Origin of the sequence: Rathayibacter sp. AY1B7 (assembly GCF_002932735.1) — a bacterium.
Taxonomy (GTDB): Bacteria; Actinomycetota; Actinomycetes; order Actinomycetales; family Microbacteriaceae; genus Rathayibacter.
The window spans coordinates 19,743-32,814 of the sequence record NZ_PSWK01000018.1; the positions used below are offsets into that span (position 1 = coordinate 19,743).

Genomic DNA, 13,072 nt, shown 5'->3' on the forward strand with positions numbered 1-13,072 from the left:
GCAGACGACCCCGGCGGCGGGAGTCAGCTCTCCTCGCCGGCCTCCGTGCCGTCGCCCTCGTCGGCGACGCGCCAGACGCCGCCCTGGCGCTCGCGCTCGAGCTCCGCGCGGGCCTCGGCCTTGGCGTCCATCCGCTCGAAGTAGTCCTCGCGACGCTCGTTGCGGGTCTTGCGCCGGTTGTCCTCGAGGCGGAGGTCCGTTCCGCGGGGCGCGGTGATGAGCTCGGCCGTCGAGGTGAGGGTCGGCTCCCAGTCGAAGACGACGCCGTCGCCGGGGCCGATGACGACGGTGGAGCCGGCGACCGCTCCGGCCGAGAACAGGCCGTTCTCGACTCCGAGCTTGGCCAGGCGGTCGGCGAGGAAGCCGACGGCCTCGTCGTTCGTGAAGTCGGTCTGCGCGACCCAGCGCACGGGCTTGGTGCCCAGGACCCGGTACACGTTGCCGTACGAGCCGCCCTCGACCCGGATCTCGAAGTCCTTCTCGTCCACGGCGCGGGGGCGGATGGTGATGCGCTCCACCCGCGGCACGGCGGCGAGCTCGAGGCGGTGCTTCTCGACGATCTCGGCGAGGGCGAACGTCAGCTGGCGGAGTCCCGAGTGGCTGACCGTCGAGATCTCGAACACGCGGTAGCCGCGGCCCTCGAGGTCGGCCCGGACGAAGTCGGCCAGTTCCTGGGCCTCGGGCACGTCGACCTTGTTGAGCGCGATCAGCTGCGGGCGCTCGATCAGCGGCACCTGTCCGTCGCCGACGGGGTACGCCGCCAGCTCGCCGAGGATGATGTCGAGGTCGGTCAGCGGGTCGCGGCCGGGCTCGAGCGTGGCGCAGTCGAGCACGTGGACGAGCGCGGTGCAGCGCTCGACGTGGCGGAGGAACTCCAGGCCCAGGCCCTTGCCCTCGCTCGCGCCCTCGATGAGACCGGGCACGTCGGCGACGGTGAACCGCGACTCCCCCGCCTGCACGACGCCGAGGTTGGGCGCGAGGGTCGTGAACGGGTAGTCCGCGATCTTCGGCTTGGCCGCCGAGATCGCCGCGACGAGGCTCGACTTGCCCGCCGAGGGGAACCCGACGAGCGCGACATCCGCGACGGTCTTCAGCTCGAGGACGACGTCGCCCTCCCAGCCCGGCGTGCCGAGCAGCGCGAAGCCGGGCGCCTTGCGCTTCGTGGTGGCGAGCGAGGCGTTGCCGAGCCCGCCCTGCCCGCCCGGAGCGATGACGAACCGGAGGCCCGGCTCGTCCATGTCGATCAACTGGTCGCCGTCGGGCGACTTGACGACCGTGCCGACCGGGACGGGGAGCTCCATGAGCTCGCCGTTCCCGCCCGCGCGGTGGTCGCCCATGCCGGGACCGCCGTTCTCGGAGCTGCGGTGCGGGTGGCGGTGGTAGGCGAGCAGCGTCGTCGTCTGCGGGTCGGCGACGAGGACGATGTCGCCCCCGTGCCCGCCGTTGCCGCCGTCGGGGCCGGCGAGCGGCTTGAACTTCTCGCGACGGACGGAGACGCAGCCGTTGCCGCCGTGGCCGGCACGCAGATGCAGCGTGACGTTGTCGACGAAGGTGACCATGGTGTGAATCCGTCCGTGAGTGCGTGCGGCGCCGGGATGCCGGCGCCGGGGGGCTGTGCCCCGGTAAACGCGCAAGGGGCGAGCCGAAGCCCGCCCCTTGCGTCCTGTGCCTGTGCGGCCGAGGAGGTCGACCCTACTGGGCGGCCGCCACGATGTTGACGACCTTGCGGCCGCCCTTGCTGCCGAACTCGACAGCGCCCGCCGAGAGGGCGAACAGGGTGTCGTCGCCACCGCGTCCGACGTTCGCGCCGGGGTGGAAGTGGGTGCCGCGCTGGCGGACGATGATCTCGCCCGCGTTCACGACCTGGCCGCCGAAGCGCTTGACGCCGAGACGCTGCGCGTTCGAGTCGCGACCATTGCGAGTGGAGCTCGCGCCCTTCTTGTGTGCCATTTCTCATCTCCTCGAGACCGGGGGGCCGCAGCCCCGTGCTGTTGCCCTGCAGGGCGATGGCTCGCTCCGCAGGTCAGCTCAATTCCTTTGCAGGACTACTTGATGCCAGTGACCTTGACGCGCGTGAGGTCCTGACGGTGCCCCTGGCGCTTCTTGTAACCGGTCTTGTTCTTGAACTTCTGGATGATGATCTTCGGACCACGGAGGTCCTCGAGCACCTCGGCGGTGACGGTGACGCCCGCGAGGGTCGCCGCGTCCGAGGTGATCGACTCACCGTCGACGAGCAGCACGGCAGGAAGCTGCACGGTGCCGTTCTCGTCGGCCTTGACGCGGTCCATCGTCACGATGGTGCCGACCTCGACCTTCTCCTGCCGACCGCCGGCGCGCACAACTGCGTAAACCACTTCTCGTACCTGTTTCTCGTCTGGACGGAGCGGAGGCCTCGTCCGGGGCTTGTAGGGACGGGGCTGAGCCCCGGTCTTCCGGTTCTTACCCGTCTCCTCACGACACGAGGGAACCGGCACCGCGGCCCGCGCCCCGTGAGGGGCGGAGCGACAACGGAAATCTGCGTGAGCACATGGATCGCGCCACACCAACGGTCAAGAGTACGGGATCCGCGCTCCACGGTCAAACGCACACGACTGCGAAGCCGTGTCCACCCGACCGGCGACCCCGTCACGATAGTCGAGGAGGAGGCGCGTGGACGGACGGCGCGCCGCCTACGATCGGGGAATGGCCATCCTCGTCGACGCCGCGCGCTGGCCGGCGCACGGCCGGCTGTGGGCGCACCTCGTGAGCGACGTCTCGCTCGAGGAGCTCCACGACTTCGCGCGCCGTCTCGGCGTGCCCGAGCGCGGCTTCGACCTGGACCACTACGACGTGCCCGAGGAGCGGATCGACGAGCTCGTCGCCGCGGGCGCGGTCCCCGTCGGCGCGCGGGAGCTGGTCGAGCGGCTGAGGCGGAGCGGGCTCCGCGTCCGCGGGCGCGACCGGGACGCCGAGAGGGCCCGGCGCCGGCTCTCGCCGGGCACCGGGCCCTCCTGACACCGGGTCGCGCTACTGGTCGGCGCGGCGCGGGGTCTGCTCGGGGATGACCGCGACTCCGGTGAGCGCGGCCGTCGTGACGCGCCGGCTCTTCGCACGGCCCTGGCCGGGCTGCTTCGGGGCCGGCAGAGCGTCGAGCACGGAGTCGAGCAGGTGCTCGGCGACCTCGCTGCGGACGCGGCGCGGAGGCGTGACCGGCGCGATCGGGATGTCGAGGATCGGCGCGGCAGCGGCCGGCTCGATCTCCTTCTCGACCGGGGTCTCGACGGGAGCCGACTCGACGGCCGCCGTCTCGGCGGCCTCCTGGCGCGGCTCGCGGTCGCGGCTGCGACGACGGCGCTCGCCCCGGGCGGGACGCTCGCCGCGACGGCTCGGCTCGGACGGCTGCTCCTCGGGTGCCGTGGCGGACTCCTCCGGCGCCATGGCCTCGACGGTCTCGGCGGCGTCCTCGACCAGCGCGGCCGCCTCCTCCGCCGCCTGGCGCACGGCCTGGGGGTGGATGGTGCTGGCGGCGATCTGCGCGAGCGCGTTCTTCGCGTCGTCCGTGATGGCGTGGGTGCTGACCGGCTTGGTCGCCGGCGCGCCCTGCCCGTTCTGCCCGCCGTTCGAGCGCCCGGAGGCGGCGGGCTGCTGCTCGCCGCCCTTGCCCCGGCGGCGCTGCTCCTGCTGCGGAGCGGCGGTCGACCGGTGCTTGAGCACGGGGTCGTGGTGGACGATGACGCCGCGCCCGGCGCAGATCTCGCAGTTCTCGCTGAAGGTCTCGAGCAGGCCCAGGCCCAGCTTCTTGCGGGTCATCTGCACGAGGCCGAGCGAGGTGACCTCGGCGACCTGGTGCTTCGTCCGGTCGCGGCTCAGGCACTCGACCAGGCGGCGGAGCACGAGGTCGCGGTTGGACTCGAGCACCATGTCGATGAAGTCGACGACGATGATGCCGCCGATGTCGCGCAGGCGCAGCTGGCGGACGATCTCCTCGGCCGCCTCCAGGTTGTTCTTCGTGACCGTCTCCTCGAGGTTCCCGCCCGAGCCGACGAACTTGCCGGTGTTGACGTCGACCACCGTCATCGCCTCGGTGCGGTCGATCACGAGCGAGCCGCCGCTGGGCAGCCACACCTTGCGCTCCAGCGCCTTCTCGATCTGCTCCGTGATGCGGAACTCGTCGAACGCGTCCTTCTCACCCGTGTAGACCTCGACGCGCTCGAGCAGATCGGGGGCGACCTGGCTGAGGTAGAGCTCGATGGTCTCGCGGGCGTCGTCGCCGGCGATGACCATCTTCTCGAAGTCCTCGTTGAAGACGTCGCGGACGATCTTGATCAGCAGGTCCGGCTCGCTGTGCAGGAGAGCGGGAGCCTGCCCGCTCGCGGCCTTCGCGCTGAGAGCCGTCCACTGCGCGGTCAGGCGCTCGACGTCGACGGTCAGCTGCTCCTCCGTGGCGCCCTCGGCCGCGGTCCGGACGATGACGCCCACGTTCTCGGGCAGCACCTCCTTGAGGATCTTCTTCAGGCGGGCGCGCTCGGTGTCCGGGAGCTTGCGCGAGATGCCGTTCATCGAACCGTTGGGCACGTAGACGAGGTAGCGGCCGGGGAGCGAGATCTGGCTCGTGAGACGGGCGCCCTTGTGGCCGACGGGGTCCTTCGTGACCTGGACGAGGACCCGGTCGCCGGGCTTGAGCGCGAGCTCGATCCGGCGGGGGCCGCCGGCGTTGTTCGCGGCGTCCCAGTCGACCTCGCCCGAGTAGAGCACGGCGTTGCGCCCGCGTCCGATGTCGACGAAGGCGGCCTCCATGCTCGGGAGGACGTTCTGCACGCGGCCGAGGTAGACGTTGCCGATGAGCGACGCCTCCTGCGAGCGGGCGACGTAGTGCTCGGCGAGGACGCCGTCCTCGAGCACGCCGATGCGGATGCTGTCCTCCTTCGAGCGGACGACCATGACGCGGTCGACGGCCTCCCGGCGAGCGAGGAACTCGGACTCGGTGACGACCGTGCGGCGCCGGCCGGCGTCGCGGCCGTCGCGGCGGCGCTGCTTCTTGGCCTCGAGGCGGGTCGAGCCCTTGATGCGCTGCGGCTCGGTGATGAGCTCGGGCTCGCGGGCCTCGCGCTGCTCGCGCGGCTGGCGGACCCGGACGACGGTGTTCTCGGGGTCGTCGGAGCCGGACCTCTCGCTCTCGCCGCTGCGGCGGCGCGAGCGGCGGCGGACGGAGCCCTGCTCCTCGGCCGGGCTCTCGCGCTCCTCCTGGACGCCCAGCGGCGCACCGCGGGGAGGCAGCGGAGCCAGCTCGACGTAGTCGGGCAGGACCGGCGCCTGGAACAGCAGCGACGGGCTCGGCAGTGCGGGCCGTCGCGGCTCCTCCTGCTCGGCGCCCGGGGTCTGCGGGAGGGCGTTGAAGAACACCGCGCCCGTCGACGTCGACGGCTCGGCCGCCTCCGCGGCGCTCCCGGTCTCGGGCAGCTCGGTGCCCTCGGCTCCGGTCTGGTCGGTCTCGTTGCTGTCGATGATCGTCTCCCCTGTCGCTGGCGCGCTCGACTCGGTCCGCCGGGTCGCCCGGCGGCCACCGAAGAGGCGGCTGATCTTCCTGGCCCCGCTGCGGGGCTCGTCGCGGTCCGGATCGGATCCGCTCGTACTGTTGTCTTCCACCATTCCTGGTGCACTCCTCGGCCGGGTCGTCCGCCGCGTCGTCTTCCCGGATGCTTCTCTCGTGCGAGGGGCCTCGGCCCGCCGCGAATCCTTCCGCTCCCCCGGTCCCGTCGCGCTCGTGGCGCGGGACTCCGGTTGCAGCTGCACTCTCGGAACTGACTATCCGACACGCGCTCCTCCGCGGTGCGACCTGCGGTCGACTCCCGGCGGAGCGGAGACCCGGCGCGTCCATTCGCGGAACGCTGTCGATCTCCTGTGGCCCGGTACTCGCCCGGTAAACCTTCTTCGCGTCGATGCGGGGTCCCCCGGACCGACGGCTCCGATTATCGCACGCATTCCCAGAGGCGCCGATCCGGCGCGTGCCATAATCCCCCGGTGTCCAGCGATCCCGGGGTGCGCGACGCCCCCACCCAGCAGCGCCCCGTCGTCTTCGCCGTCCTGCTGATCGTCCTCGGCGTGATCGGCTGGACCGCCGCCTTCGCCCTCACGAACGACAAGTTCGCCGCTCTCGAGAACCCGGATGCGGGCCTCGGCTGCGACTTCAGCCTGCTCGTGCAGTGCAGTGCGAACCTGAACTCGGCGCAGGGCGCGGTCTTCGGCTTCCCGAACCCTCTCATCGGCCTGGCGGCCTGGATCGCGCCGATCGTGGTGGGGCTGGGCCTGCTCGCAGGCGCCCGGTTCGACCGGTGGTTCTGGGCGGCCTTCAACGTCGGCTTCCTGCTGGCCCTGGTTTTCGTGGGCTGGCTCATCGCGACGAGCGTCTTCGCGCTCGGAACGCTCTGCCCCTGGTGCATGCTCACCTGGGCCGTCGTCATCCCGGGCTTCTGGCTGGTGACGCTCCGCAACCTCCGTGAGGGCGTGTTCCCCGTCCCCGCCGGGGTGCGCCGCTTCGCCGGTGCCGCCTACGGCTGGGTGCCGTTCATCACGCTGCTCTGCTACCTGCTGATCGCGGTGGTCGCGCAGGTGAGGCTGAACGTGCTCGCCTACCTCTGACGGACGTCGTCAGAGGCAGGCGGCCGAGCGGCTCAGGCGAACCAGAGGCCGAGCTCGCGCGCGGCCGACTCCTCGGAGTCGGACCCGTGCACGAGGTTCTGCTGGACCTTGAGGCCCCAGTCGCGGCCGAGGTCGCCGCGGATGGTGCCGGGAGCAGCCGTGGTCGGGTCGGTGGTGCCGGCGAGGGCGCGGAAGCCCTCGATCGCGCGGTCGCCCGCGATGCGCAGGGCGACGATCGGGCCGCTCTCCATGAATTCGACGAGCGGCTCGTAGAAGGGCTTGCCCTCGTGCTCGGCGTAGTGGGCGGCGAGCAGCTCGCGGTCGGCCTCGACGAGCTTCACGTCGACGAGGGAGTAGCCCTTCGCCTCGATGCGGCGGAGGATCTCGCCGGTGAGGTTGCGGGCGACGCCGTCGGGCTTGACGAGGACGAGGGTCTCCTGAGTGGCCATGGTTCAGCGGTCTCCTTCGGTGGGGTCGGTGGGCTCCGCCGCCCGGCGCGTCTGAGCGTCGAGGCGGGTGCCGGTCACCATGCAGTACGTCCACAGCGCCACGAAGGCGGCGCCGATCACGTACATGATCGGGACCAGCAGGCCCGAGGCCACGATAACGAACTGCAGCACCCAGCCGATGCGGAAGCCGACCGGCCGGTTCAGCAGGCCCAGAGTGGCGACGAGCGCGAGGCAGACCACCGCTCCCCCGACCAGCACGATCACGGGATCGGCCGCCTTCAGCCCGAAGGCCACCAGGGTGGCGAGGAAGACGATGACCGCCTCGAAGCCGAGCACGATCGAGCCGAGGCTCTCCCGGACGGTCCGCGAGCGCCGCGGGCGCCCGGCCCTCACGCGCCCAGCCAGTTCTCGTCGCGGGCCGCGGTGATCGTGCGGCCGACGAGGGTGATCGAGCCCGTGACCAGCAGGGCGCCCTTGTCGGTGCGCGCCGCGAGGACGCGACCGGCCGTGAGAGCACCCAGCGGGTCGTCGGCGACGCGGACCGCCTCCTCCGGGAACACGGTGCGGGCGAGCGCGGCGAGCTCCTCGGCGGGCATCGCCCGATCGCTCGGCGCCGTGGTCACGATCAGCTCGTCCACCACGGGGCGGAGCTCCTGGAGGATCCCCTCGGCGTCCTTCTCGGCCAGCACACCGAGGACGGCCGTCACGCGGTCGAAATCGAAGTAGCGGCCGAGAGCGGCGGCGAGGGACGCGGCCCCGTGCGGGTTGTGCGCCGCGTCGACGACGGTGCGCGGAGCAAGTCCGACGAGCTGCAGGCGGCCCGGGGAGGTCGCGGCGGCGAAGCCCTCGTCGAGGACGTCGCCGGTGAGCTCCTGCGTCCCGCCTCCCAGGAACGTCTCGACCGCGGCGACGGCCACGGCGGCGTTCTCGGCCTGGTGGTCGCCGAAGAACGGCAGCAGCAGCTGCTCGTACGTGGTGACGAGTCCCCGGACGGTGACGACCTGGCCGCCGACGGCGACGGTCGTCGACTCGACGTCGAACTCCGCCCCCTCGACGACGATCGTCGACTCGGTGGCCTCGGCCGCGTGCCGCAGCACCGCCTCCGCCTCCGGGACCTGCCTCGCGGAGACCACCGAGGCGAGCGGCTTGACGATGCCCGACTTGGTGCGCGCGATCTCCTCGATCGTCGAGCCGAGGCGGTCGGTGTGGTCGAGGGCGATCGGCGTGAAGACGGCGACCTGCGCGTCGGCGACGTTCGTCGAGTCCCACTCGCCGCCCATCCCCACCTCGACGACGGCCACATCGACCGGCGCGTCGGCGAAGGCCGCGTAGGCCAGGACGGTGATCGCCTCGAAGAAGGACAGCGGCGCCTCGCCCTGCTCGGCCAGCTCGGCGTCGGTCATCCGCAGGTACGGCTCGACGTCCTGCCAGTTGTCGGCGAGGCTCCGGTCCGAGATCGGCTCTCCGTCGATGACGATGCGCTCATTGAAGCGCTCGAGGTGCGGACTGGTGAACAGGCCCACCCGCAGCCCGTGGGCGCGCAGCAGGCTCTCGATCATCCGGCTGGTCGAGGTCTTGCCGTTGGTTCCGGCGATCTGGATCACCGGGTAGGCGCGCTGCGGGTCGCCGAGGATCTCGACGGCGCGCCGGGTCGGAGCGAGGCGCGGGCGGACGCTCGCCTCGCCCAGGCGCTCCAGCAGCGCGGCGTAGACGGCGTCGGCGGCCGCGCGGTCGGCGTCGTCCGGCTCGAACGGATCAGACATCGGCGGCCTCGACCTTCTCGACGCGGATGATGGCGGTGCCCGCGGGGCCGAAGGCGATCGCGCCCTCGCCGCCCTCGAGAGCCGTGGTGAGCGGAGTGAACGCGCATCCGGTCGCGAGGGTCTCCTCCGCGATCCAGAGCGCGTGCGGCTCGAGCGCCTGCAGGCTCGGCTCGTCGAGCACGACCTCCAGGACTATCCGGTCGCTGACCTCGAACCCGGCCGCCTTGCGGGCGTCCTGCACCGCGCGGATGAGGTCGCGGGCGAGCCCCTCCGCTTCGAGCTCGGGGGTGGTCGCCGTGTCGAGGAGCACGAAGCCCCCGCGCGGGAGCAGGGCGATGGCGCGGTCGTCGCCGGCCGAGCCGCCGACCTCGAGCGTGAGCTCGTACTCGCCCTCGACCAGCTCGACGCCGCCGGCGGTGACGACGCCATCCGTCTCGCTCCAGTCGCCGGCCTTGGCGGCCCTGATCACGGTCTGCACGCCCTTGCCGAGCCGGGGCCCGGCGGCGCGCGCGTTGACCGCGAGACGGGAGGTGACGCCGTAGTCGGCGGCGCTGGAGTAGACCAGCGGCACCAGCGACACCTCCTTCACGTTCAGCTCGTCGCGGAGGATCGCCTCGAACGGCGCGAGCTCGGCGGCGTCGGCGACCACCACGGTCAGGCGCGCGAGCGGCAGGCGGACGCGGAGCCCGGCCTGCTTGCGGAGGGAGAGCGCGGTGGACGAGATGCCGCGGACCGCGTCCATCGCGTGCACGAGCGCCGGGTCGGCGGGGAACTCGTCCGCCTCCGGCCAGTCGGTGAGGTGGACGCTGCGGCCGCCGGTCAGGCCCTGCCAGATCTGCTCCGTGACGAGAGGCAGGAGCGGGGCGGCGACGCGGCACACGGTCTCGAGGACCGTGTAGAGCGTGTCGAACGCCTCCGATCCGCGGCCGTCCTCGTCGACGCCCTGCCAGAAGCGGTCGCGGGAGCGGCGCACGTACCAGTTCGTGAGCACGTCGCTGAAGTCGCGGAGCGCGGCGGCCGCGAGCGTGGAGTCCAGCGCCTCGAGCCGGCCGGTCACGGTCTCGACCAGATCGCGGGTCTTGGCCAGCAGGTAGCGGTCGAGGACGTCCTCGGAGCCGGTGCGCCTGGTCGCCTCGTAGCCGCCGCCCGCCGAGGCGTTGGCGTAGAGGGAGAAGAAGTACCAGGTGCTCCACAGCGGCAGCAGCACCTGGCGGACGCCCTCGCGGATGCCCTCCTCCGTCACGACGAGGTTGCCGCCCCGGAGGACCGGGCTCGACATCAGGAACCAGCGCATGGCGTCGGAGCCGTCGCGGTCGAAGACCTCGGCCACGTCCGGGTAGTTGCGCAGCGACTTGGACATCTTCTGCCCGTCGTTGCCCAGCACGATGCCGTGGCTGACCACGTTGCGGAACGCCGGGCGGTCGAAGAGCGCGGTGGAGAGCACGTGCAGCGTGTAGAACCAGCCGCGCGTCTGCCCGATGTACTCGACGATGAAGTCCGCCGGGTTGTGGGTGTCGAACCAGTCCGCGTTCTCGAACGGGTAGTGCACCTGGGCGAAGGGCATCGATCCGGAGTCGAACCAGACGTCGAGGACGTCGCTGATCCGGCGCATCGTCGAGCGCCCGGTCGGGTCGTCGGGGTTCGGGCGGGTCAGCTCGTCGATGAACGGCCGGTGCAGGTCGTCCGGGCGCACGCCGAAGTCGCGCTCCAGCTCGTCCAGCGAGCCGTAGACGTCGATCCGCGGGTACTCCGGGTCGTCGCTCTTCCACACCGGGATCGGCGAGCCGAAGTAGCGGTTGCGGCTGATGGACCAGTCGCGCGCGCCCGAGAGCCACTTGCCGAACTGGCCGTCCTTGACGTTCTCGGGGACCCAGGTGATCTCCTGGTTGAGCTCCTCCATGCGGTCGCGGATCGCGGTGACGCGGACGAACCAGCTCGAGACCGCCTTGTAGATCAGCGGGTTGCGGCAGCGCCAGCAGTGCGGGTACGAGTGCTCGTAGCTCGCCTGGCGGAGCAGCCGGTGGCCCGCGCGCAGGAGCTGCGTGAGGGGCTTGTTCGCGTCGAAGACCTGGAGGCCGGCGACCTCGCTGATCTGCGGCAGGAAGCGGCCGCCGTCGTCGACCGAGATGATGACGGGGATGCCCGCCGCCTCGCAGACCTTCTGGTCGTCCTCGCCGTAGGCGGGCGCCTGGTGCACGATGCCGGTGCCCTCGCTGGTCGTCACGTAGTCGGCGACGAGGATGCGCCACGCGTTCTGCGTGCCCCAGGCCTCGGTGTCCGCGTAGTGGTCCCAGAGGCGGTCGTAGCTGATCCCCTCGAGCTCGGAGCCGCGGTGCGTGCGCGAGACGGCGGCCAGGGCCGACTCCGCGTCCGGATAGCCGAGGTCCTTCGCGTAGGCGCCGACCTGGTCGATGGCGAGCAGGTACTCGGCCGAGAGCTCGCGCTCCTCGGGCTCGCCCCTGCCGTCGGCCGCGCCGTTCGGGCCGGCGGGGACGACCGCGTACTCGATGTCGGGCCCGACGGCGAGCGCGAGGTTCGTCGGCAGCGTCCACGGCGTCGTCGTCCACGCGAGAGCGCGGACCGCCGTCAGCTGGAGCGCCTCCGCCGTCTCGCCGACCAGCGGGAAGGTGACGGTGACCGTCTGGTCCTGGCGCATCTTGTAGACGTCGTCGTCCATCCGCAGCTCGTGGTTCGAGAGCGGCGTCTGGTCGCGCCAGCAGTACGGCAGCACGCGGTGGCCCTCGTAGGCGAGGCCCTTGTCGTAGAGCTGCTTGAACGCCCAGATCACCGACTCCATGAAGGTGGGGTCGAGCGTCTTGTAGTCGTCGTCGAAGTCGACCCAGCGCGCCTGGCGGGTGACGTAGTCCTGCCACTCCCCGGTGTAGCGCAGCACCGACTCCTTCGCGGCGGCGTTGAAGGCCGCGACGCCCATCTCCTCGATCTGGGACTTGTCGGTGATGCCGAGCTGCCGCTCCGCCTCGAGCTCGGCGGGCAGGCCGTGGGTGTCCCAGCCGAAGCGGCGGTGCACCTGGCGTCCGCGCATCGTCTCGAAGCGGGGGAAGACGTCCTTGGCGTAGCCGGTGAGGAGGTGCCCGTAGTGCGGCAGGCCGTTGGCGAAGGGCGGGCCGTCGTAGAAGACCCACTCCGGCGCTCCCTCGCGCTGCCGGATCGACTCCTGGAAGGTGTCGTCCGCCTTCCAGTACGCGAGCACGCGCTCCTCGATCTCGGGGAAGCGCGGCGACGGGGACACGCCCCGGCCGAACGCGGAGCCCTCGGCGGGCTCGGCTCCGTGCGGGGTGGGCGGGGTCAGGGGGTAGGTCACGTGCGGTCTCCTGGCAGTGCTGCTGGTCTGCACGAGGACGGCCCGCCCGGATCTCAGACCCCGGGCCGGGTCGCGGTACCACCTCGCTTGGACCGGTCGGCCGGTCGCTCCCGGAGGAGTGCCCGCTGACGCGTTCCCACTCGATCGGCTGTCACGGGCCGCACCCGTCCGGGTCTACTGGGCGCAGGCCGGAGCCGGCGCCGTTCTTCCGGAGACTCACCGGTGATGGCCGGGTCGAAGTCGTCCGGCGCTATCCTAGCGCGTCGGGGGAAGCGGAGCAGGAGCGGTTCATGGTGCGAGGAGTGCAGCGCGGACGGCCCCGCGCGTCGTCGCGCTCCATGCTCGAGGACGCCGCACTGGACCTCTTCGTCGAGCAGAGCTACGCGGGCACGACGATCGAGCAGATCGCCCAGCGGGCGGGGGTCTCGCGCAACACCTTCTTCAACTACTTCGAGTCCAAGAGCGACGTCTTCTGGGTGCTGGTCGACGACCGGCTGGCCGAGCTCCCGGAAGCGCTGGCCGAGACGGCGGCAGAGGCGCCGGTGATGGACGCGCTCGGCGACGCGCTGCTCGCGATCGGCTCCGGCTTCGGACCCGCGACGGTGCCGTGGGTGCTCACCCAGTCCGAGATGATCGGCAGCGTCCACGAGCTGCAGGCGTCGGCCCTCGGCCGCCTCGCCCGGCAGGCGGCCGTCATCGCCCGCTTCGTGGAGGAGCGGAGCGCGCGCCCGCTGCCCTCGCACCTCTCGCGCGCCATCGCCTACGCGAGCGTCGGAGCCGCGGTGGCGGCCGTGCAGGCGTGGGCCGCGGCGGGCCCCACCCGCGGCGAGCTCGTGCCCTATCTCGACGAGGCGCTCGCGCCCGTCCGCGCCGGCTTCACCCCCGTCGTCGACTGACCCGGCTTCACCCCCGTCGTCGAC

At 71.9% G+C, this 13,072-nt stretch carries 11 protein-coding genes; 3 read left to right on the plus strand and 8 right to left on the minus strand.

Translation table 11 applies throughout. From position 1 onward, the window contains the following. Window positions 1–23 precede the first annotated feature (23 nt). From obgE to rplU, 3 genes are all read right to left on the minus strand, one after another. Entirely contained in the window at window positions 24–1,559 is a 1,536-nt protein-coding gene (gene obgE / locus C5C95_RS10980) for a GTPase ObgE (RefSeq protein WP_104223681.1), read from the minus strand. A gap of 133 nt (window positions 1,560–1,692) precedes the next feature. Continuing rightward, complete coding sequence (gene rpmA / locus C5C95_RS10985) at window positions 1,693–1,950, minus strand: 50S ribosomal protein L27 (protein WP_068209107.1); 258 nt, start codon at window positions 1,948–1,950, stop codon at window positions 1,693–1,695. 95 nt (window positions 1,951–2,045) lie between these two features. Next, window positions 2,046–2,354 (minus strand): 50S ribosomal protein L21, encoded by a 309-nt coding sequence (gene rplU, locus C5C95_RS10990; protein ID WP_104223682.1) that lies wholly within the window; start codon window positions 2,352–2,354, stop codon window positions 2,046–2,048. Window positions 2,355–2,682: 328 nt separating this feature from the next. Here rplU and C5C95_RS10995 point away from each other — a divergent pair, with 328 nt between their 5' ends. Beyond that, window positions 2,683–2,994 carry a DUF4031 domain-containing protein gene (locus C5C95_RS10995; protein ID WP_104226718.1) on the plus strand — a complete coding sequence of 104 codons (312 nt, stop codon included), beginning with the start codon at window positions 2,683–2,685 and terminating at the stop codon, window positions 2,992–2,994. A gap of 12 nt (window positions 2,995–3,006) precedes the next feature. On the opposite strand, the gene C5C95_RS11000 is transcribed toward C5C95_RS10995, so the two are convergent. Next, window positions 3,007–5,628 carry an Rne/Rng family ribonuclease gene (locus tag C5C95_RS11000; RefSeq protein ID WP_104324436.1) on the minus strand — a complete coding sequence of 874 codons (2,622 nt, stop codon included), beginning with the start codon at window positions 5,626–5,628 and terminating at the stop codon, window positions 3,007–3,009. A gap of 372 nt (window positions 5,629–6,000) precedes the next feature. Between C5C95_RS11000 and C5C95_RS11005 the strand changes: the two genes are divergently transcribed. Beyond that, window positions 6,001–6,618: a vitamin K epoxide reductase family protein gene (locus tag C5C95_RS11005; RefSeq protein WP_258066381.1), complete on the plus strand. Its 618-nt coding sequence runs from the start codon at window positions 6,001–6,003 to the stop codon at window positions 6,616–6,618. A gap of 32 nt (window positions 6,619–6,650) precedes the next feature. On the opposite strand, the gene ndk is transcribed toward C5C95_RS11005, so the two are convergent. The 4 genes from ndk to ileS are packed head-to-tail and all read right to left on the minus strand — an operon-like array spanning window position 6,651 to window position 12,152. Continuing rightward, window positions 6,651–7,067, minus strand: coding sequence for a nucleoside-diphosphate kinase (gene ndk, locus C5C95_RS11010; RefSeq protein WP_104324437.1), 417 nt, complete (start codon window positions 7,065–7,067; stop codon window positions 6,651–6,653). Window positions 7,068–7,070: 3 nt separating this feature from the next. Continuing rightward, window positions 7,071–7,460 (minus strand): DUF4233 domain-containing protein, encoded by a 390-nt coding sequence (locus tag C5C95_RS11015; protein ID WP_258060376.1) that lies wholly within the window; start codon window positions 7,458–7,460, stop codon window positions 7,071–7,073. Beyond that, window positions 7,457–8,830, minus strand: a complete 1,374-nt coding sequence (locus C5C95_RS11020; protein ID WP_104324438.1) for a folylpolyglutamate synthase/dihydrofolate synthase family protein — start codon at window positions 8,828–8,830, stop codon at window positions 7,457–7,459. Before C5C95_RS11020 ends, C5C95_RS11015 begins: the two co-directional genes overlap by 4 nt. Then, complete coding sequence (ileS, locus tag C5C95_RS11025) at window positions 8,823–12,152, minus strand: isoleucine--tRNA ligase (RefSeq protein ID WP_374954315.1); 3,330 nt, start codon at window positions 12,150–12,152, stop codon at window positions 8,823–8,825. The genes C5C95_RS11020 and ileS overlap by 8 nt, the downstream gene beginning before the upstream one ends. 290 nt (window positions 12,153–12,442) lie before the next feature. On the opposite strand from ileS, the gene C5C95_RS11030 reads away from it, so the two are divergent. Then, the gene (locus C5C95_RS11030) at window positions 12,443–13,048 is read left to right on the plus strand and encodes a TetR/AcrR family transcriptional regulator (protein ID WP_104223688.1); all 606 of its coding nucleotides are present in this window, start codon (window positions 12,443–12,445) and stop codon (window positions 13,046–13,048) included. The last annotated feature ends 24 nt before the right edge of the window (window positions 13,049–13,072 follow it).

Bases quoted from the DNA above. Each gene is read 5' to 3' on its own strand.
- C5C95_RS10995 (WP_104226718.1), top strand. From the start codon at position 2,683: ATGGCCATCCTCGTCGACGCCGCGCGCTGGCCGGCGCACGGCCGGCTG.
- ndk (WP_104324437.1), bottom strand. From the start codon at position 7,067: ATGGCCACTCAGGAGACCCTCGTCCTCGTCAAGCCCGACGGCGTCGCC.
- C5C95_RS11020 (WP_104324438.1), bottom strand. From the start codon at position 8,830: ATGTCTGATCCGTTCGAGCCGGACGACGCCGACCGCGCGGCCGCCGAC.
- C5C95_RS11030 (WP_104223688.1), top strand. From the start codon at position 12,443: ATGGTGCGAGGAGTGCAGCGCGGACGGCCCCGCGCGTCGTCGCGCTCC.
- obgE (WP_104223681.1), bottom strand. From the start codon at position 1,559: ATGGTCACCTTCGTCGACAACGTCACGCTGCATCTGCGTGCCGGCCAC.
- C5C95_RS11000 (WP_104324436.1), bottom strand. From the start codon at position 5,628: ATGGTGGAAGACAACAGTACGAGCGGATCCGATCCGGACCGCGACGAG.
- rpmA (WP_068209107.1), bottom strand. From the start codon at position 1,950: ATGGCACACAAGAAGGGCGCGAGCTCCACTCGCAATGGTCGCGACTCG.